General features: G+C 63.7%; 21 protein-coding genes and 1 pseudogene. 7 read left to right on the forward strand and 15 right to left on the reverse strand.

Annotated features, from left to right (window positions below):
• Nucleotides 1-40 precede the first annotated feature (40 nt).
• The 5 genes from BLT78_RS08895 to sdhC form a co-directional block, all read right to left on the reverse strand.
• A complete protein-coding gene (locus BLT78_RS08895) occupies nucleotides 41-2,872 on the reverse strand; it encodes a 2-oxoglutarate dehydrogenase E1 component (protein ID WP_090348631.1) in 2,832 nt (943 codons plus the stop codon).
• A 252-nt stretch (nucleotides 2,873-3,124) separates the two neighbouring features.
• Nucleotides 3,125-3,844: a succinate dehydrogenase iron-sulfur subunit gene (locus BLT78_RS08900; protein WP_090348632.1), complete on the reverse strand. Its 720-nt coding sequence runs from the start codon at nucleotides 3,842-3,844 to the stop codon at nucleotides 3,125-3,127.
• Nucleotides 3,845-3,855: 11 nt separating this feature from the next.
• Entirely contained in the window at nucleotides 3,856-5,628 is a 1,773-nt protein-coding gene (sdhA, locus tag BLT78_RS08905) for a succinate dehydrogenase flavoprotein subunit (protein WP_090348633.1), read from the reverse strand.
• A 3-nt stretch (nucleotides 5,629-5,631) separates the two neighbouring features.
• Nucleotides 5,632-6,000 (reverse strand): succinate dehydrogenase, hydrophobic membrane anchor protein, encoded by a 369-nt coding sequence (gene sdhD / locus BLT78_RS08910; protein WP_090348634.1) that lies wholly within the window; start codon nucleotides 5,998-6,000, stop codon nucleotides 5,632-5,634.
• Nucleotides 5,994-6,380: a succinate dehydrogenase, cytochrome b556 subunit gene (sdhC, locus tag BLT78_RS08915; RefSeq protein WP_172830777.1), complete on the reverse strand. Its 387-nt coding sequence runs from the start codon at nucleotides 6,378-6,380 to the stop codon at nucleotides 5,994-5,996. The genes sdhD and sdhC overlap by 7 nt, the downstream gene beginning before the upstream one ends.
• Before the next feature lie 363 nt (nucleotides 6,381-6,743).
• On the opposite strand from sdhC, the gene gltA reads away from it, so the two are divergent.
• Nucleotides 6,744-8,030 (forward strand): citrate synthase, encoded by a 1,287-nt coding sequence (gene gltA / locus BLT78_RS08920; protein ID WP_090348636.1) that lies wholly within the window; start codon nucleotides 6,744-6,746, stop codon nucleotides 8,028-8,030.
• An 89-nt stretch (nucleotides 8,031-8,119) separates the two neighbouring features.
• On the opposite strand, the gene BLT78_RS08925 is transcribed toward gltA, so the two are convergent.
• The gene (locus tag BLT78_RS08925; RefSeq protein ID WP_090348637.1) at nucleotides 8,120-8,371 is read right to left on the reverse strand and encodes a YkgJ family cysteine cluster protein; all 252 of its coding nucleotides are present in this window, start codon (nucleotides 8,369-8,371) and stop codon (nucleotides 8,120-8,122) included.
• A gap of 125 nt (nucleotides 8,372-8,496) precedes the next feature.
• On the opposite strand from BLT78_RS08925, the pseudogene BLT78_RS08930 reads away from it, so the two are divergent.
• A pseudogene (locus BLT78_RS08930) lies at nucleotides 8,497-8,838 on the forward strand (DMT family protein).
• Between the two features lie 9 nt (nucleotides 8,839-8,847).
• Here the strand turns inward: BLT78_RS08930 and BLT78_RS08935 are convergent.
• Nucleotides 8,848-9,726 (reverse strand): NAD(P)-dependent oxidoreductase, encoded by an 879-nt coding sequence (locus BLT78_RS08935; RefSeq protein ID WP_090348638.1) that lies wholly within the window; start codon nucleotides 9,724-9,726, stop codon nucleotides 8,848-8,850.
• 97 nt (nucleotides 9,727-9,823) lie between these two features.
• Here BLT78_RS08935 and BLT78_RS08940 point away from each other — a divergent pair, with 97 nt between their 5' ends.
• Together BLT78_RS08940 and ppnP are read left to right on the forward strand one after the other, a co-directional pair.
• Complete coding sequence (locus tag BLT78_RS08940) at nucleotides 9,824-10,411, forward strand: exonuclease domain-containing protein (RefSeq protein ID WP_090348639.1); 588 nt, start codon at nucleotides 9,824-9,826, stop codon at nucleotides 10,409-10,411.
• A gap of 65 nt (nucleotides 10,412-10,476) precedes the next feature.
• Nucleotides 10,477-10,758, forward strand: coding sequence for a pyrimidine/purine nucleoside phosphorylase (gene ppnP / locus BLT78_RS08945; RefSeq protein WP_090348640.1), 282 nt, complete (start codon nucleotides 10,477-10,479; stop codon nucleotides 10,756-10,758).
• A 94-nt stretch (nucleotides 10,759-10,852) separates the two neighbouring features.
• Here the strand turns inward: ppnP and cysB are convergent, their stop codons facing one another.
• The 4 genes from cysB to BLT78_RS08965 all read right to left on the reverse strand — a co-directional run bounded on the left by cysB (nucleotide 10,853) and on the right by BLT78_RS08965 (nucleotide 14,364).
• The gene (cysB, locus tag BLT78_RS08950) at nucleotides 10,853-11,827 is read right to left on the reverse strand and encodes an HTH-type transcriptional regulator CysB (protein ID WP_090348641.1); all 975 of its coding nucleotides are present in this window, start codon (nucleotides 11,825-11,827) and stop codon (nucleotides 10,853-10,855) included.
• Nucleotides 11,828-11,946: 119 nt separating this feature from the next.
• The gene (locus tag BLT78_RS08955; protein ID WP_090348642.1) at nucleotides 11,947-12,447 is read right to left on the reverse strand and encodes a universal stress protein; all 501 of its coding nucleotides are present in this window, start codon (nucleotides 12,445-12,447) and stop codon (nucleotides 11,947-11,949) included.
• Between the two features lie 51 nt (nucleotides 12,448-12,498).
• Nucleotides 12,499-13,395, reverse strand: coding sequence for a 5'-nucleotidase (locus tag BLT78_RS08960; RefSeq protein ID WP_090348643.1), 897 nt, complete (start codon nucleotides 13,393-13,395; stop codon nucleotides 12,499-12,501).
• An 18-nt stretch (nucleotides 13,396-13,413) separates the two neighbouring features.
• Nucleotides 13,414-14,364 (reverse strand): putative 2-dehydropantoate 2-reductase, encoded by a 951-nt coding sequence (locus BLT78_RS08965; RefSeq protein ID WP_090348644.1) that lies wholly within the window; start codon nucleotides 14,362-14,364, stop codon nucleotides 13,414-13,416.
• A gap of 266 nt (nucleotides 14,365-14,630) precedes the next feature.
• Here BLT78_RS08965 and BLT78_RS08970 point away from each other — a divergent pair, with 266 nt between their 5' ends.
• Nucleotides 14,631-15,707 (forward strand): 3-deoxy-7-phosphoheptulonate synthase, encoded by a 1,077-nt coding sequence (locus BLT78_RS08970; protein ID WP_172830778.1) that lies wholly within the window; start codon nucleotides 14,631-14,633, stop codon nucleotides 15,705-15,707.
• A 67-nt stretch (nucleotides 15,708-15,774) separates the two neighbouring features.
• Here BLT78_RS08970 and BLT78_RS08975 read toward each other — a convergent pair whose 3' ends face one another.
• Entirely contained in the window at nucleotides 15,775-16,059 is a 285-nt protein-coding gene (locus BLT78_RS08975) for a GNAT family N-acetyltransferase (RefSeq protein ID WP_090348646.1), read from the reverse strand.
• A gap of 369 nt (nucleotides 16,060-16,428) precedes the next feature.
• On the opposite strand from BLT78_RS08975, the gene BLT78_RS08980 reads away from it, so the two are divergent.
• Nucleotides 16,429-16,680, forward strand: coding sequence for an Lpp/OprI family alanine-zipper lipoprotein (locus BLT78_RS08980; protein ID WP_090348647.1), 252 nt, complete (start codon nucleotides 16,429-16,431; stop codon nucleotides 16,678-16,680).
• 152 nt (nucleotides 16,681-16,832) lie between these two features.
• Here the strand turns inward: BLT78_RS08980 and BLT78_RS08985 are convergent, their stop codons facing one another.
• From BLT78_RS08985 to BLT78_RS08995, 3 genes are all read right to left on the reverse strand, one after another.
• Nucleotides 16,833-17,789, reverse strand: coding sequence for a L,D-transpeptidase family protein (locus BLT78_RS08985; RefSeq protein WP_090348648.1), 957 nt, complete (start codon nucleotides 17,787-17,789; stop codon nucleotides 16,833-16,835).
• Between the two features lie 64 nt (nucleotides 17,790-17,853).
• Nucleotides 17,854-18,135 carry a hypothetical protein gene (locus BLT78_RS08990; RefSeq protein ID WP_090348649.1) on the reverse strand — a complete coding sequence of 94 codons (282 nt, stop codon included), beginning with the start codon at nucleotides 18,133-18,135 and terminating at the stop codon, nucleotides 17,854-17,856.
• Nucleotides 18,136-18,195: 60 nt separating this feature from the next.
• On the reverse strand, nucleotides 18,196-18,801 hold the full coding sequence (locus BLT78_RS08995) for an arylesterase (protein ID WP_090348650.1): 606 nt from the start codon (nucleotides 18,799-18,801) through the stop codon (nucleotides 18,196-18,198).
• Nucleotides 18,802-18,811: 10 nt separating this feature from the next.
• On the opposite strand from BLT78_RS08995, the gene BLT78_RS09000 reads away from it, so the two are divergent.
• Entirely contained in the window at nucleotides 18,812-19,492 is a 681-nt protein-coding gene (locus BLT78_RS09000; RefSeq protein ID WP_090348651.1) for an ABC transporter ATP-binding protein, read from the forward strand.

The raw sequence follows: 19,492 nt of genomic DNA on the forward strand, positions 1-19,492 counted from the left end.
CTGCCGGACCACGTCCGGCAGCGTCACTTGCCTGAAGGCGTTAAACGGTGAAGGCATCCTGCAGCAGTTTTTCCTGCTGCTCGGCGTGCATCGATGCGTAACCACAGGCCGGAGATGCCGAAGCCTCACGACCGGCGTAGGCCAGCCCCAGGGTCTTCTTGTGCGCGGTGATGACACGACGCATGTGGTGCTGGCTGCAGTACCAGGCGCCCTGGTTCATCGGCTCGTCCTGGCACCAGACCACGTGCTTGAGGTGCTTGTAGGCAGCCATGACCTCGGCCAGCTCTTCTTCCGGGAACGGATAGAGCTGCTCGATACGGACGATCGCGATGTCTTCGCGGCCCTCGGCACGACGCTTCTCCAGCAGGTCGTAGTAGACCTTGCCGCTGCACAGGATCAGGCGCTCGACCTTCTTCGGATCGATGGCATCGATCTCCGGCAGCACCGGATGGAAGGAGCCCTGAGCCAGATCCTCCAGCGTGGAGATGGCAAGCTTGTGGCGCAGCAACGACTTCGGAGTGAGGGCCACCAGCGGCTTGCGCAGCGGACGGATCACCTGGCGACGCAGCATGTGGTAGACCTGCGCCGGAGTGGTCGGCACACAGACCTGGATGTTGTGTTCGGCGCACAGCTGCAGGTAGCGCTCCAGGCGAGCGGAGGAGTGCTCCGGACCCTGCCCCTCGTAGCCATGCGGCAACAGCATGGTCAGGCCGCACAGACGACCCCACTTGGTCTCGCCGCTGGTGATGAACTGGTCGATCACCACCTGGGCACCGTTGGCGAAGTCACCGAACTGGGCCTCCCAGATCACCAGCGCATTCGGCGTGGTGGTGGCGTAGCCGTATTCGAACGCCAGCACGGCCTCTTCCGAAAGGAAGGAGTCGTACAGATCGAATGCCGGCTGGCCTTCGTACAGGTTCTGCAGCGGGATGTAACGGCTGGCGTCCTTCTGGCTGTGCAGCACAGCATGACGGTGCGAGAAGGTACCACGACCGACGTCCTGGCCGGTGATACGCACCGGATGGCCTTCCTTGAGCAGCGTGGCATAGGCCAGGGTTTCGGCGAAGCCCCAGTTGATCGGCATGGCGCCGACACCCATGCGGCCGCGATCCTCGAGGATCTTGGCAACCTGGCGCTGGACCACGAAGCCTTCCGGAATCTGCAGCAGCTTGGCGTTCAGTTCCTGCAGGGTCTTCAGGTCGAAGCTGGTGTCGTGCTTGGCGGTCCAGGCATGGCCCAGATACGGGGTCCAGTTGACGAACAGCTCGGTGTTCGGCTCCTTGACCAGGCTCTTGACCACGTGCTGGCCATTATCCAGCGCGGTGCGGTAGTCCTCGACCTTGGCGTCGACCTGTTCCTGGCTCAGGGTACCGCTCTTGACCAGCGCTTCGGCGTACAGCTCGCGGGTGGTGCGCTGCTTGGCGATCTTCTGGTACATCAGCGGCTGGGTGCCGCTCGGCTCGTCGGCCTCGTTGTGGCCACGACGGCGGTAGCAGACCAGGTCGATGACCACGTCACGCTTGAACTGCATGCGGTAGTCGACGGCCAGCTGGGTCACGAACAGCACGGCTTCCGGATCATCACCGTTCACGTGCAGGATCGGCGCCTGGATCATCTTCGCCGGATCGGTGCAGTACTCGGTGGAGCGAGTGTCTTCCGGGTTGCTGGTGGTGAAACCTACCTGGTTGTTGACCACGATGTGGATGGTGCCACCAGTCTTGTAGCCGCGGATCTGCGACATCTGGAAGGTTTCCATCACCACGCCCTGACCGGCGAACGCCGAGTCCCCGTGGAGGGAGATCGGTACCACTTTCTCGCCGGCAAGGTCGCCGCGACGGTCCTGGCGGGCACGTACGGAGCCCTCGACCACCGGGGAGACGATTTCCAGGTGCGACGGGTTGAACGCCATGGCCAGGTGCACTTCGCCGCCCGGAGTCATGACGTTGGAGGAGAAGCCCTGGTGGTACTTCACGTCACCGGAGCCCATCTCGATCAGCTTCTTGCCGTCGAACTCGTCGAACAGGTCGCGCGGGTTCTTGCCGAGAGCGTTGACCAGCAGGTTCAGGCGGCCGCGGTGGGCCATGCCGATGACGATTTCCTTGGCACCGTAGGAACCGGAACGCTGGATGATCTCGTCGACCATCGGCACCAGGCTCTCGCCGCCCTCCAGACCGAAACGCTTGGTACCCGGATACTTGGTACCCAGGTACTTTTCCAGGCCCTCACCAGCGGTCAGGCGCTCCAGCAGATGGCATTTGGCCTCGGCGGAGAACTGCGGACGGCCGCGCACGCTTTCCAGACGCTGCTGGAACCACTTGCGCTGCTCGGAATCGACGATATGGGTGAACTCGGCACCGATGGTGCCGCAGTAGGTGCTTTCCAGCGCGTCGCGGATTTCACGCAGGGTGGCTTCCGGCTTGCCGATGAACAGCTCGCCGGTCTGGAACACGGTATCCAGGTCGGCGTCGGTCAGGCCATAGTGGTGAATCGACAGGTCGGCCGGAGCCTTGCGCTCCCACAGGCCGAGCGGATCGAGCTTGGATGCCTGATGGCCACGCATGCGGAAGGCCTGAATCAGACGCAGTACTTCGACCTGCTTCTTCTCGTGCTCGCTGCTGACGGTACCGGCGGACACCGGCTGGGCGCGACGCTGATTCTTGGCCAGCAGCACGAAGTGATCGCGGACCGTGGCATGGGAAACGTCGGGAGACTGGTTGCCGTCGGCCGGCAACTTCTGGAAGTAGGTGCGCCACTCTTCGGGCACAGCGTTGGGATCGTGCAGGAAGAGCTCGTAGAGCTCTTCGACGTAGGCAGCGTTTCCACCGGACAGGTGGGCACTGTTCCACATCCGCTGCATTACGCTTTCATGCATGCTAGGTCACCCTCGGTAAGGGGACACCACCTGACGAGGAGACCGTGTGGCCCAAAAGTCCAGAGCAGCGACTTGGGTAAAGCCACTTCGGATCCCGCAGATGTCCGGGTTCCAGCCCGGTTGCCCCTGCTGGTCATTTTTTAATCAAGAACCGGAGCTTTGTGAGCCCCGGCTGGTTCTGCATCGGCACGCAGCGGCGGGACAACCGCCGCTGCGTGCCGACTTCGTTGAATCACCGCACGGCGCGGGTCATCAGGTACCGCTTTGCAGCAGCATGTTACGCACGTGACCGATTGCCTTGGTCGGGTTGAGACCCTTCGGGCAGACGTTCACGCAGTTCATGATCCCGCGGCAACGGAACACGCTGAACGGGTCGTCCAGCGAAGCCAGACGCTCTTCGGTCTTGGTGTCACGGCTATCGGCCAGGAAACGATAGGCCTGCAGCAGTGCGGCCGGACCGAGGAACTTGTCCGGGTTCCACCAGAACGACGGGCAGGAGGTCGAGCAGCAGGCACACAGGATGCACTCGTACAGACCGTCCAGCTTCTCGCGCTGTTCCGGCGATTGCAGACGCTCGATGGCCGGGGCCGGAGTATCGTTCTGCAGGAACGGCTGCACCTTCTCGTACTGCTTGTAGAAGATGCTCATGTCGACGACCAGGTCACGAATGACCGGCAGGCCCGGCAGCGGACGAATCACCAGCTTGCCGTTCTTCACCACGCTGGAGATCGGGGTGATGCAGGCCAGGCCGTTCTTGCCGCTGATGTTCATGCCGTCTGAACCGCACACGCCTTCGCGGCAGGAGCGACGGTAGGAGAAGGTCACGTCCTGCTCCTTGATCAGCGCCAGGACGTCCAGGACCATCAGATCCTTGCCGTCGATCTCGACGTTGAAATCCTGCATGAACGGAGCAGCATCTTTCTCCGGGTTGTAGCGATAGACGCTGACTTGCAGAGTTTTACCAAGCGACATATCAGCCTCCCTTAGTAGGTACGCACTTTCGGCTCGAACGCCGGAACGGTCTTCGGCGAGAAGTTCACGCCGCGCTTGGCCACGCGCTTCTCACCCGGGAAGTACAGGGTGTGGCACAGCCAGTTCTCGTCGTCGCGCTCTTCGAAGTCTTCGCGAGCATGGGCGCCACGGGACTCCTTGCGGACTTCGGCAGCGATCGCGGTGGCTTCGGCCACCTCAAGCAGGTTCTGCAGCTCGAGAGCTTCGGTGCGCGCGGTGTTGAACGCCTGGCTCTTGTCGGCGATCTTGACGTTGGCGATGCGCTCGCGCAGCTCGGCCAGCTGGGCGATACCCTTCTGCATGTATTCGCCGGTACGGAACACACCGAAGTAGTTCTGCATGCACTGCTGCAGCTCTTTGCGCAGCGGAGCCACGTCTTCGCCGGTGGTACGCTCGTTGACGCCGGACAGGCGCTTGAGGGAAGCCTCGAGGTCGCTCTCGGTAGCACCGCGGTGCTCGATGCCTTCCTTGAGGGCCTTCTCCAGGTGCAGGCCAGCAGCACGACCGAACACCACCAGGTCGAGCAGCGAGTTGCCGCCCAGACGGTTGGCGCCGTGCACAGACACGCAAGCCACTTCACCTACGGCGAACAGACCTTCGATGATCTTGTCGTTGCCGTTGGCATCCTGGGTGATGGCCTGACCATGGATGTTGGTGGCAACGCCGCCCATCATGTAGTGGCAGGTCGGGATGACCGGAATCGGCGCGACGACCGGGTCGACGTGGGCGAAGGTCTTCGACAGTTCGCAGATACCCGGCAGACGGCTGTGCAGCACTTCTTCGCCGAGGTGATCGAGCTTCAGCAGCACGTGATCCTTGTCCGGGCCACAGCCGTTGCCGGCGATCACTTCCTTGACCATGGAGCGGGCAACCACGTCGCGGCCGGCCAGGTCCTTGGCGTTCGGAGCGTAACGCTCCATGAAGCGCTCGCCATGGGCGTTGATCAGGTAGCCACCTTCGCCGCGGCAACCTTCGGTCACCAGCACGCCGGCACCTGCGATGCCGGTCGGGTGGAACTGCCACATCTCGATATCCTGCACCGGAACGCCGGCACGCAGGGCCATGCCCACGCCGTCGCCGGTGTTGATCAGGGCGTTGGTGGTCGAGGCGTAGATACGGCCGGCACCGCCGGTTGCCAGCACGGTGGCCTTGGAGCGGATGTAGACGGTCTCGCCGGTCTCGATGCGAATGGCGATGATGCCGACGATGGCGCCGTCCTGGTTCTTCACCAGGTCGACGGCGAACCACTCGTTGAGGAAGGTGGTACCGTTCTTCAGGTTGGCCTGGTACAGGGTGTGCAGCAGGGCGTGACCGGTACGGTCAGCCGCGGCGCAGGTACGGGCAGCCTGACCACCGTTGCCGTAGTCCTTGGACTGGCCACCGAACGGACGCTGATAGATACGACCGGTTTCGGTACGGGAGAACGGCAGACCCATGTGCTCGAGCTCGAACACGGCTTCCGGGCCGACCGAGCACATGTATTCGATCGCGTCCTGGTCACCGATGTAGTCGGAGCCCTTGACGGTGTCGTACATGTGCCAGCGCCAGTCGTCGTTCGGGTCGGCCGAAGCGATGGCACAGGTGATACCGCCCTGGGCGGACACGGTGTGGGAACGGGTCGGGAAGACCTTGGTCACGCAGGCGGTCTTGTGACCGGACTGGGACAGTTGCAGCGCAGCGCGCATGCCGGCGCCGCCGCCACCGATGATGATGGCGTCGAAGGAAAGAGTAGGAATGCTAGCCATGGATCAGATACCCCAAAGAATCTGCACACCCCAGACGAAGAACGCGAACATGGCGATGCCGCAGACTGCCTGGAACAGGAAACGCACAGCGGTGGCCGACTTGCCCAGCGCCATCGGCGTCAGGTAGTCAGTGGAGATGGTCCACATGCCGACCCAGGCGTGCACGCTCAGGGCGACGACGGCCAGCAGGCTGAAGATGCGCATCCAACCTTGGGCGAACAGACCATGCCAGTCGGCGTAGGTCAGATCCGGAGTGGCTACCAGGTAGCCCAGCAGGAAAAGGAAGTAAGCCGCGAGAACCACAGCGGAAACCCGCTGGGCCATCCAGTCGTACAGACCCGAACGAGAGAAGTTAGTGACGTTGGTTACCATACCCACACCCCCGCAAGAACGATCAGCACCGCGGAAATGGCGATGACGATTTTGGAGCCCAGCTTGCCGCCTTCCAGCGTTTCACCAATGCCCATATCCATAATCAGATGGCGAATGCCGGCTACCATGTGGTACAGGAGCGCGGACAACAGGCCCCAGATCACGAGCTTGGCCAGAGGGCTGGTCAGACACGCCTTCACCTGCTCGAAACCGTCTTCGGACGCCAGGGACAGATCGAGTGCGTACAGCAGCACTGCAATACCCAGGAACAGAATGACGCCGGAAATACGGTGAGCGATGGACGTGTAAGCAGTGACTGGGAGTTGGATGGTCCTAAGGTCTAGGTTTACGGGTCGTTTGCTATTCACGGCTTTTTTCACACTGAGAGCCCCAACCAGCAGGGCAAGTTGTCGGGAAGTGCACTTGTCAGGTACCCATCACCAGGTCATGACAACAGCCAGAACCTAGGCCTGGCATAGCCTCTGGCGGTCGGCCACGCAGTATAGACAGTTAGGCCTAGCCTGACAACGCGCTGGCTTAGCCTAAAGGACTGATTGTCGCACCCCCATAAAAGGAGTAAATAGCCGCCAACTTGAGCGAACATGCGCAAGGTGAACGCGAGCCAACCGACTTTCGGACAAATTGACTTTCGGTTTTATAGCTCTATAGTGGCACGGGCCCTGCCTGGGGGGCCGTGTATAGAAAGATGATTTCAAGCCAAGCACAATTTTAGGAGGCCGGTTATGGCTGACAAGAAAGCACAGTTGATCATCGAGGGCGCCGCCCCCGTCGAGCTGCCCATCCTCTCTGGCACCATGGGTCCGGACGTCATCGACGTTCGCAGCCTGACCGGCCAGGGTGTGTTCACCTATGATCCTGGCTTCATGTCGACCGCCGCTTGCGAGTCGAAGATCACCTTCATCGACGGCGACAAGGGCATCCTGCTGCACCGCGGCTACCCGATCGAGCAGCTGGCCGAGAAATCCGACTACCTCGAAACCTGCTACGCCCTGCTCTACGGCGAGCTGCCGACCGCCGAGCAGAAGGCAGAGTTCACGGGCCTGGTGAAGAACCACACCATGGTCCACGAGCAGATGAAGTCGTTCCTCAACGGCTTCCGCCGCGACGCCCACCCGATGGCGGTGATGTGCGGCCTGGTCGGCGCCCTGTCGGCGTTCTACCACGACTCGCTGGACAACAACAATCCGAAGCACCGCGAAATCTCCGCGATCCGCCTGATCGCCAAGATGCCGACCCTGGCCGCCATGGCCTACAAGTACTCCGTCGGCCAGCCGATCATGTATCCGCGCAACGACCTGAGCTACGCGGAAAACTTCCTGCACATGATGTTCAACACCCCGTGCGAGGACAAGAAGGTCAACCCGGTACTGGCCAAGGCCATGGACCGCATCTTCATCCTGCACGCCGACCATGAGCAGAACGCCTCCACCTCCACCGTGCGCCTGACCGGCTCCACCGGTGCCAACCCGTTCGCCTGTATCGCTGCCGGCATCGCCGCGCTGTGGGGACCGGCTCACGGCGGCGCCAACGAAGCCGTGCTGACCATGCTGGACGAGATCGGCTCCGTCGAGAACATCGAGAAGTTCATCGCCAAGGCCAAGGACAAGAACGACCCGTTCAAGCTGATGGGCTTCGGTCACCGCGTGTACAAGAACTTCGACCCGCGCGCCAAGGTCATGAAGCAGACCTGCGACGAGGTCCTGTCCGAGCTGGGCATCAACGATCCGAAGCTCGAGCTGGCCATGAAGCTGGAAGAGATCGCCCGCAACGATCCGTACTTCAAGGAGCGCAACCTGTACCCGAACGTGGACTTCTACTCGGGCATCATCCTGAAGGCTATCGGCATCCCGACCAGCATGTTCACCGTGATCTTCGCCCTGGCGCGTACCGCCGGCTGGATCGCCCAGTGGAAGGAAATGTACTCGGGTGGCTACAAGATCGGCCGTCCGCGCCAGATCTACACCGGCCATGCGACCCGCGACTACCTGCCGCTGGATCAGCGCAAGTAAGCATCGCACTCCGGCAAAGGGGCTGCTTCGGCAGCCCCTTTGCTTTTCTGCATCCGCGGCAGACACGGCAACAACCCCGCCCCACCCACTCAGGCGGTCAACTGCTCCCACTCCGTCAGGAGCCGGATGGCATCCTCACGACAGCCGCCACACACCTGGGGATCGGCAGCGAACTGGCCGCACACCGGCGGCCGCTCCGGCAAGCCGAACAGACGACAGAGATTCCGCTCATCCAGCTGCGCGCAGCGGACGCCGGCCGGCTTGCCTTGCGGCATGCCGGGAATCGGCGAGGAAATCGACGGGGCAATGCAGCAAGCCCCGCAACCGGCTCGACACTCCATAGGCAAAGGCTCTCGATACGACGGAAATCATGGCTGCGCGTGACATTGACCACGCGGCGGGCGAGGATAGCCGCCCCTTTGATTGCCGCCAAGCGCAGCCCATCGTCAGCCGAGGCGAAAGCGCCATACCGGTTTGGATGCAGACCACCGCCCTGCTCGCCTATCCAACATTTTCATGACCTTTGTCTGGTACGGCACCTGAAGCCCCTCAACGGCAAGCCGTGGCTCGCCGCCGCCTTTCTCAGCCGGGCATCGCCCTGTTCAAGTATCTGCTGATGGTGCCGGCCAACCGCATCGGCCACACCGAACTGTCGGCCGGCCAGCCGAAGATCATGCAGGAAGTGATCACCCTGAGCATCTTCGTGCCGCTCAGCGTGCCGTACATGCAGCAGCCGCTGAGGCTGGACTATCTGCGGGCCGGACTCTGCCTGGTGGGCGCCGTGTATTTCATCTTCCGCAGCGCCTGAGCCGGCCCCTCAGACCTTCGCCGACGACCTGAGGCGGGTGATCAGACTGGAGGTATCCCAGCGCCCTCCCCCAGCGGCCTGCACCTCGGCATAGAACTGGTCGACCAGCGCGGTCACCGGCAGTTGCGCCCCATTGCGGCGCGCCTCATCGAGCAGGATGCCGAGATCCTTGCGCATCCAATCGACGGCAAAGCCGAAGTCGAAACGCCCCTCCAGCATGCTGGCGTGGCGATTCTCCAGCTGCCACGACTGCGCGGCCCCCTTGCTGATCACCTCCATCGCCGCCTTGCCATCCAGGCCGGCACGTTCGGCGAAATGCAGCGCCTCGGACAACCCCTGCAGCAGACCGCCGATGCAGATCTGATTGACCATCTTGGTCAGTTGGCCGCTGCCGGCATGCCCCATGAGCTTCACCATGCGCGCATAGCTGCGGATCACCGGCTCGGCGCGGGCGAACACGGCCGTCTCGCCGCCGACCATCACGGTCAGTTGGCCATTTTCCGCACCGGCCTGACCACCCGACACCGGCGCATCGAGGAACTCCAGCTCGCGCTCGGCGGCCAGCACCGCCAGTTCGCGCGCCACCGCCGCCGACGCGGTGGTATGGTCGACCAGCACGCTGCCCGGTGCCATGCCGGCGAACGCACCGTCCGCGCCGAGCACCACCGAGCGCAGATCGTCGTCGTTACCCACGCAGCTCATCACGAACTCGGCCCCCGCAGCCGCCTCTCGCGGCGTCGCCGCGCAGCGTCCGCCTTGCTCGGCAACCCAGCGCTGCGCCTTCTCGGCGCTGCGGTTGTAGACGCACACCTCGTGCCCGCTGGCTGCCAGATGCCGTGCCATGGGGTAGCCCATCACGCCCAAGCCAAGAAACGCGACCTTCGCCATCTTTCATCTCCATCGAACGAAAATCCGAGCCTAGCATGGCATTTGCCGGCACGGCAGGCTGGTTACATACTGGCGACACATGAACACGGAGCGACTCATGAGACACTGGCTGGTAATCGATCTGGAGGCGACCACCGACGACGGCGGCTGGCCCACCGAGGATATGGAGATCATCGAGATCGGCGCCGTCATCGTCGACGAGCAGGGATGCGAACTGAGCAGTTTCCAGAGCTTCGTGCGTCCGACCCGTCGCCCCCAACTCACGGCCTTTTGCCGCGAGCTTACCCACATCCAGCAGGCCGACGTGGACCATGCTCCCGCCCTCGCTCAATTACAGGCGCAATTCGACGACTGGCTGCACCCCCACCTGCCCCGCGTCCGGGGCTGGCTGAGCTGGGGCGACTACGATCGCCAGCAGTTCGAGGTCGAATGGCGCCAGCAGCGCCTGGACAGCTGCCTGGCCCGCCTTCCTCACTTCAACCTGAAGAAGCTGTTCCATCGCCAGTTCAAGTCCCTTGCCGGCCCCAAGCGCGTCGGCCTGAATCGCGCCCTGGAGCTCAGCGGCCTGGAGTTTCGCGGCACCCAGCATCGCGCCCTCGACGACGCCCGCAACATCGCCCGCCTGCTGCCGGGCACCCTGCCGGTACTGGCTGCCGCCCGCCTGGAACTCCACGCGGCGGATTAGTGACGAGCCAGTCGCTCTTCGGCATACTGACGCGCCTTTTTCCTCCCTTCTTCTGCGAGGCACGCATGTTCAAGGTCAACGAGTACTTCGACGGCACCGTCAAATCCATCGCTTTCGAGATGACCGAAGGCCCGGCCACCATTGGCGTGATGGCTCCCGGCGAATACGAGTTCGGCACCGCCAAGGCCGAGGTCATGCACGTCGTCGCCGGCGCACTGACCGTCAAGCTGCCGGGCAGCGACAGCTGGGAAACCTTCGCCGCCGGCAGCAAGTTCGACGTACCGGCCGACAGCAAGTTCCAGCTCAAGGTGGCTCAGGATACCGCCTACCTCTGCGAATACCGCTGATCTCGCTGGCGGCCGCGGAGCATGGGCCGCCTGCAGGCACAAAAAAACCCGACCAGTGATGGTCGGGCTTTTTGCTGCGCGATCGCCGGGAGATTCAGTAGGTCGGCAACTCGACGTCGGCGAACAGCTCGTCGAGCTCGGCCTTGTTGCGGCACTGGACCGCTTCGGCGACCCGCTCGCGCGTCAGGTGCGGTGCGAAGCGCTCGATGAAGTCCAGCATGAAGCCGCGCAGGAAGGTGCCGCGACGGAAGCCGATCTTGGTCACGCTGGACTCGAACAGCTCGCTGGCATCCAGCACCACCAGATCCTGATCCTGCACGGGATCGACCGCCATGCGCGCCACGATACCAACGCCCAGCCCCAGCCGCACGTAGGTCTTGATCACGTCGGCATCGGCTGCGGTGAACACCACCTTGGGCTCCAGACCATGATGGGTGAAAGCCTCATCCAGCTTGGAGCGCCCGGTGAAGCCGAACACGTAGGTGACTATCGGATGCTCGGCCAGCGCCTCCAGCGTCAGCTTGGGCAGACGGGCCAGCGGATGTCCCTGCGGGACGATCACGCAACGGTTCCAGCGATAGCAGGGCATCATCACCAGATCGCCGAACTGCTCCAGAGCCTCGGTGGCGATGGCGAAGTCGACCGTACCGTCAGCCGCCATTTCGGCGATCTGCGTCGGCGTTCCCTGGTGCATGTGCAAGGCCACTTCCGGGTACTGCTTGATGAAGGCGCTGATCACATCCGGCAGGGCGTAGCGGGCCTGGGTGTGGGTAGTTGCGATCGACAGGGTGCCCTTCTTCTCGTTGGAGAACTCCTGGGCGATCTGCTTGATGCTTTCCACCTTGCGCAGGATCTCCCCCGCGGTAGTGATGATCCGTTCGCCGGCGGGCGTCACGCGGGTCAAGTGCTTGCCACTGCGGGCGAACACCTCGACGCCCAGCTCGTCCTCAAGCAGACGGATCTGCTTGCTTATCCCCGGTTGCGAGGTATAGAGGCTCTGGGCGGTAGCCGAAACGTTCAGGTCATGGTGCGCCACTTCCCAGATGTAACGCAGTTGCTGAAGCTTCATGGAGGTTCCTCAAAGCGGGAATAGGCCAAGGGCTGCCTATGGCTGCCGTTTTTATAACCGATGATTCGGTATTTGCTGGAATATTAGATGAAATATTTTTTTTTGCATGCCCACCAGCATCAGCGCCGCGCGCCAACCCCCACCTGGAGCGGCACCAGATAGACGGGAACCCGCACCTGCTGCAACAACCTCTGGCAGGTACGTCCCACCCCCGCTGAACCGGCCGGCAAGCTCTGGCTGTGGGAGCCGAGCACGATCAGCTCCACCGCCAATTCCTCGGCCTGTTGCAGGATCACCAGCGGCGGATCGCCAAGCAGCACCCGCACACCACGAATCGGCGTGACCTCATCCGAATTCTCGCGCAGCTCATCGCAGAAGCCGTCGAAGACCTGGCGCTCGATGTTCGCCATCACGCTATCCAGGCCACCCGCGTGCAGCGCCTCGAGGGTCGCGGCATCGAGATAGGCCTGCAACACCGACTCGGCAAACACCCCCAGAGGCTCGACCACGTGCAGGACATGCAGGTCGGCGCCGTGGGTACGCGCCAGCGCCAGGGCATGCTGCAGCACGTAGGGCGCGAACAGGCCAAGGTCGGTGGCATAGAGGATGGAACGAATCATCGAGCCTCCGTCACGGCTGCTCCACGCTTCAAGCGTAGCAGCCCTGGCGGATCACTCGTTGGCGACCCCGTGCGGGACGTGCCCGGTCGGCACCACACTGCGCGCCCGCTCGCAATGGCCGGCCTGATCGTCGAAGAACACGTCGGCGGCAAACGCCTCGAGAAACGCCGACTTGTCCAGCCCGCCAAGGAACAGCGACTCGTCGAGACGGATGTCCCACTCGCGCAGCGTACGGATCACCCGCTCATGCGCCGGCGCCGAGCGTGCGGTGACCAGCGCCGTACGGATGGGACAGTCATCCTCTGGAAACTCGCGCTGCAGCTGGTTGAGTGCGGAGAGGAAGGGCTTGAACGGCCCGCCACCCAGCGGCTGGCGCGCCGCTTCACGCTCACGGGCCTGGAAAACATCCAGCCCGCCCTGCTGATAGACGCGCTCGGCCTCGTCGGAGAACAGCACAGCATCGCCGTCGAAGGCGATGCGCAGCTCGTGACTGGCCGCTCGCACCGCTCCGCCGGAGAGAATGGTTGCAGCCGCGAAGCCGGCCTCCAGGGCATGACGCACATCCTCGGCATGGGTGGAGAGAAACAGGTGCGATCCGAACGCCGCCAGGTAGGGATCCGGACTGCGCCCACCGACGAAGGCGGCGCGGGTGATCGGCAGGCCGTAGTGCTGGATCGAATTGAACACCCGCAGGCCGGTGTCGGCGCTGTTGCGCGACACCAGCACCACCTCGACCCGCGCCTGCCCGAGGCGCGCATTGAGCCCGAGCAGCTTTTCCACCAAAGGGTAGGCTTCGCCCTGTGCAAGCACCTCATCCTCGTGGTCGATCTGGTACTGACGATAGGCCGCGATGCCCTCCGTTTCATAGATGCAGTGGCTGTCGTCGAGATCGAACAGCGCCCGCGAGGAAATCGCCACCACCAGCTTGTCGCCCAGCGTACCCGCCATGCCCCCTCCCAGATGTCGTTACTGGTTGCTGGCCTGCAAGAACGCCAGCGCCTGATAGAGCATGCGCACCCGCGGCATGGACTGACCCGCCGCCTCGGCTGCCGCCAGCGGTGCGGCGTAGATGGCCGGCAACTCGGCCGGACGCGCCTGCGCGAAATCGTGATACATGCTCGGCAGATAATCCGGCATGCGGTCGGTATAGGCCAGCAGCTTCTGCGGGTAGTTGTCCGGCAGCCGGTAGCCGCAGGCCAGTGCACCATCCACCACTTCCTGCATCAGCGCCTCGAGCAACGCCCGACTGTCCGGGTTGGCCATCAGCGGCCGGGTGGAACTCCCGAGCAGCACCGACACCCCGTTGTAAGGCACGTTCCAGACCAGCTTCTGCCAGCGTGCCTGCCCGAGGTCGCCGATCACGCTGGACTCGATGCCAGCCTCGCGCAGCCAGGCCACGCCCTGCTCCAGCAGCGCCTGGCGTTCCTCGGCACCGGCCGGACCACTGTGGTAACCGAGATTGCAGACACCCTGAGATTGATGCACAACCACTCCCGGAGCCTCCCGGTGAGCGCAGATGAAGCACAGGCCTCCCAGCAGATGCAGCGAATCCGGCAGCAGCGGGCGCAGCTCATCCTCGACGCCGAGGCCGTTCTGCAGGAGCACGATCTTCGCCCCCGGGGCCGCCACCTGCGCGAGCAGCGGAGCCAATTCGGCGTTGCTGGTGGTCTTGGCCCCCACCAGCAGCCAGTCGCATGCCGGCATGTCCTGCACGCTGCGCCAGGCGTTGACCGGCGACAGCTGCAGCTCGCCCAGCTGGGCATGCCGGACCCGCAGGCCATCGCGGGCGACCGCTTCGTATTCGCTGCGCAGCAGGAAATGGACCTCGAAACCGGCGCGGGCCAGCATCAGCCCGTAGTAACCGCCGATAGCGCCGGTACCGATGATGCCGATACGCGGGCGAACCGATGTGCTCATGACAACGCTCCTCTACAGATGGACTGCGCACTATCGTGCGGGCACCGCCATCGCGGCAAGCCACTCCGCCGGCAAATGATCGCTGATCGCACAACACCTACCACTCGGAGCCGAAGCGAAATGCGGCCGGCACGCCCGCAAAACCCGCTTGTCTTATTGTGAAAAGACGGCCTAAAGCGTTAAGGTGCAGGCATCCCGTTGCCCCATTGCCGAACTCCGCCACGGGCCTAGCTGGCGGATGGCATCCGTGACCAATGAGTAACACGATGGCTGATTTACCGATCGACGACCTTAATATCGCCTCCAACGAGGCGCTGATCACCCCCGAACAGCTGAAGAACGAACTGCCCCTCACCGAAACCGCGCGCCAGACCGTCAGCGCCGGCCGTCAGGTGGTGCGCGACATCCTCGATGGCAACGACCATCGCCTGTTCGTGGTGGTCGGCCCCTGCTCGATCCACGACATCAAGGCCGCCCACGAGTATGCCGAGCGCCTGAAGGTGCTGGCAGCCGAGGTCTCCGATACCCTGTATCTGATCATGCGCGTCTACTTCGAGAAGCCGCGCACCACCGTCGGCTGGAAGGGCCTGATCAACGACCCCTACCTTGACGACTCGTTCAAGATCCAGGATGGCCTGCACATCGGCCGCAAGCTGCTCTGCGACCTCGCCGAGATGGGCCTGCCCACCGCCACCGAAGCCCTCGACCCGATCTCCCCGCAGTACCTGCAGGATCTGATCAGCTGGTCGGCCATCGGCGCACGCACCACCGAATCGCAGACCCACCGCGAGATGGCCTCCGGCCTGTCCTCGGCGGTCGGTTTCAAGAATGGCACCGACGGCAGCCTGACCGTGGCGATCAACGCGCTGCAGTCGGTTTCCAGCCCGCATCGCTTCCTCGGCCTGAACCAGCAGGGCCAGGTCTCCATCGTCACCACCAAGGGCAATCGCTACGGCCACGTGGTACTGCGTGGCGGCAACGGCAAGCCCAACTACGACTCGGTCAGCGTCGCCCTGTGCGAGCAGGAGCTGACCAAGGCCGGCATTCGCCCGAACATCATGGTCGACTGCAGCCACGCCAACTCCAACAAGGATCCGGCCCTGCAGCCGCTGGTGATGGAGAACGTCGCCAACCAGATCCTCGAGGGCAACAACTCGATCATCGGCCTGATGGTGGAGAGCAACCTCGGCTGGGGCAATCAGTCGATCCCGAAGGATCTCTGCGACCTCAAGTACGGCGTTTCGGTCACTGACGCCTGCATCGACTGGGACAGCACCGAGAAGACCCTGCGCAGCATGCACGCCAAACTCAAGGACGTGCTGCCCCGCCGCAAGCGCGGCTGATCGGCCAGAACAAAAAAGCCGGGCTCCAGCCCGGCTTTTTCATGCCCGCGAATCGCGGCGGCGGCCCCTAGCTCTCCCGCGCCAGATTGCGCTGGCGACGCTCCATGTAGCGCTCGACATAGGAACACGACGGAATCACGGTGTAGCCCTGATCTTCGGCGAAGCGCAGGGCCTGCTCGGTCAGCGCCGCCGCCAGACCTCGCCCACGCAGGGCGTCGGGAACAAAGGTACGGTAGATGTCGATGGTCTGCTTACCCAGGTCCATGTAGGACAGATAGGCCCGGCTACCGTCCACCAGCACTTCAAACTGCTTGCCAATCTGATCATGCCGGATGGTCAGAGACTCGGTCATGATGCTTCTCCCCTCACGCTGCGCTGCCACCCTGCAACAGGTCGGTGGCGACCATTGAATTATCTACCCGAGCCATTGACATTAGCAAAGCCGGTCACTCGCTGTCCAAGATCTCCAGCCCCTGCCCATGACGAAAGCAGATCGCAGAGTAAGACCAGGAAGGGGTCAGGGAGTGCCGTGACTGCTCGCCAAGGATAAGCCTGATTATTTTTTAGACAAACTCGCAATCAGATGCAGACTACCCCAAAAAATTCGTGCGCGACTTGCCCTTGGCACATTTACTTACTAGAACTTATGCGTACTATATGTGCCAGTCGATTTCCCTTGCGGGAAATTGCATTACGGAAAGTCCACCTTAAGGGGAACACGATGAACAACGTTCTGAAAATTTCCGCTCTGACCCTGGCCGCCATCCTGGCTACCGGTTGCAGCAGCATGTCCAAGGAAACCGAAGCCCGTCTGACCGCTACCGAAGACGCCGCTGCCCGCGCTCAGGCTCGCGCTGACGAAGCCTACCGCAAGGCCGACGAGGCTCTGGCTGCCGCTCAGAAGGCTCAGCAGACCGCTGACGAAGCCAACGAGCGCGCTCTGCGCATGCTGGAAAAAGCCAGCCGCAAGTAATAGGTCTCACGACCTGGCATTTGCAGAAAGCCGACCCTCAGGGTCGGCTTTTTTATTGCCCGGTCGCTCCGTTCACCGCGACGTGCGGAGCGCCTGCCAATAAAAAAGCCCGCCACAGCGCAGCTGCGGCGGGCTTCCTGTCCAGCGACGGCTCAGTGCGTTGCCGCGCTGGCTATCTCCTCGCGCGATTCGGCGATCTCGATCGGCAGGCCATCCTCGGCGGCGACCACTTCACGCACCACTTCCCAGTCCAGGCGCAGCCCCTGGTTGAGGTCTTCGCGCTTGAGCAGGGCATTGATCACCTCGGTATGCTTGTCGACCACCGACGGCTCGCCGGCATCGTTCAGCGGCGTGTGCGCCTCCAGATAGACCTTGCCGCCGGCCACACCGAACTTGTACGGCTGATTGATGATGCGCACCGGAGTCCCCACCGGCACCATCTTGGCCAGCTGCAACACGTTGTTGTTGAGCATGCGGAAGCAGCCATGGCTGACACGCATGCCGATACCGAACTTCTTGTTCGAACCGTGAATCAGGTAACCCGGCGTCCCCAGGGTGAACTTGAACGGGCCGAGCGGGTTGTCCGGACCGGCGGGAACCACTGCCGGCAGGATGTCACCTTCGGCCGCATGCTCGGCGCGGATCGAGGCCGGCGGCGTCCAGGTCGGATTCGGCGTCTTGGCGGTAATGGTGGTGGTGGTGATCGGCGAGCCCCAGCCCTCGCGGCCGATACCCAGCGGGAAGGTGTGCACCACGTTCTGCCCTTTCGGGAAGTAGTACATGCGGTATTCGGCCAGATTGATCACGATGCCTTCGCGCGGACCGGGCGGCAGGATGTAACGGGTCGGCAGGATGATCTCCGCACCCTCGCCGGGCAGCCAGGGATCGACACCGGGGTTGGCGGCGACCATCTCCAGATAGCCCAGGTCGTTGGCCGTGGCGATGTCGGCGAAGGTGTCCTCGTACTTGGCCTTGATCACCTGCACTTGGCCGACGACATCCTCGCCCGGCGGCGGCAGAGGCAGTTCCAGCGCACTGGCGGGTGCAGCCAGCAACAGTGCGGCCAGGCTGGCCAGCAAGGGGCGAACGGCAACAACACGCGTGAACATCACAGATACCCGAGAAAATTGAGTGATTGTCAATTGTACCCCGCCTCTTGCGGCAGGGGGAGCCTCAGCGCAGCGGCCAGTCGCGAGGCAAGCCGCGGCGGTCGGCGCGCAGGCGTTGCAGACATACCGAGCACAACCGGCCATCCTTGAGGACCGCCTTGTCCAGCGACTGCCAGAGCGGCTGCGCCGGCAACAGACTGCCGCACAGCGTATGGTCGCCGGCATCGTCCAGCTCCAGCTGCCGGGCGACCAGATGCAGACGCACTTCCTGGCAGGCGAACAGGTCCAGCTGCTCGGCAGGGATGAGCAGCCGGTAGGCATACAGGGACCAGGGTTGGCGCGGCATCAAGGGCTCCGGGTGGCGCGGCGCGCAACCTTAGCCGAAAGCCTCGACCGGGAAAAGGGCCTAGAGCAGTGGCTGCAGGGTCGGCCAGAGATTTTCCAGCAGAATCGGCTGGGCGGCCGCACCGGGATGGATGCCATCGGCCTGCATCAGGCTGCCCACCCCCCCCACTCCGTCCAGGAAGAAGGGCACCAGCGGCACCTGCCGCTCGCGCGCCAGGTCGACATACACCTGCTCGAAAGCCTCGGTGTAACGCGCGCCGTAGTTGGGCGGCAGCTTCATGCCCAGCAGCAGCACCTCGGCACCGGCCTGCCGGCTGTGATCGATCATCGCGGCAAGATTCTGTTGCAATTGCCCCGGGGGCTGGCCACGCAGGCCGTCGTTGCCGCCAAGCTCGATCAGCACCAGCGCGGGCTGATGCTTCTCGAGCAGCCCCGGCAGGCGGGAAAGCCCGCCGGCACTGGTGTCACCGCTCACTGAGGCATTCACTACCTGCCACTCCGGCGCCGTGTCGCGCAGCCGTTCGGCCAGCAGACTGACCCAGCCCTGGCGGGTTTCCAGGCCAAAAGCCGCGCTGATACTATCGCCGACGACCAGCAAGGTCCCCGCCGCCGCATTCTGAGCCAGCAACAGCAGCCCCAGACAGCCGCGCAACACCCATGTACGCATCGGATTCTCCATGAGTACCAGCATTCTCACTGCGCGAAACCTTAGCAAAGTGGTCAGCAGCACGGAAGGCGAGCTGACCATCCTCGACGACCTCAGCCTCGACCTCGCGCAGGGCGACAGCCTGGCCATCGTCGGCCGCTCCGGATCGGGCAAGTCCACCCTGCTCGGCCTGCTCGCCGGGCTCGACCAGCCCAGCGCTGGCGAAGTGCGACTGGCCGGCCATGCCCTCTCCCGGCTCGACGAAGACCAGCGCGCGCGCGTGCGCGCCGAGCATGTCGGTTTCGTGTTCCAGTCGTTCCAGCTGCTCGACAGCCTCACCGCACTGGAGAACGTCATGCTGCCGCTGGAGCTCGACGGTCGCAGCGACGCCCGGCAGAACGCCCGCGCGCTGCTCGAGCGGGTCGGCCTCGGCCAGCGCCTTAGCCACTACCCCCGCCAGCTCTCCGGCGGCGAGCAGCAGCGGGTGGCCATCGCCCGCGCCTTCGCCGGCGAGCCGGACATCCTGTTCGCCGACGAGCCCACCGGCAACCTCGACAGCCTGACCGGCGAGCGCATCACCGAGCTGCTGTTCGAACTCAACCGCGAGCGCGGCACCACCCTGGTGCTGGTCACCCACGACGCCCGCCTCGCCGGCCGCTGCCAGCAGCAATTGCGCCTGGAAGCCGGGCGCCGCATCGCCATGGAGGCCTGA

This window comes from Pseudomonas oryzae (genome assembly GCF_900104805.1).
GTDB classification, from domain to species: domain Bacteria; phylum Pseudomonadota; class Gammaproteobacteria; order Pseudomonadales; family Pseudomonadaceae; genus Geopseudomonas; species Geopseudomonas oryzae.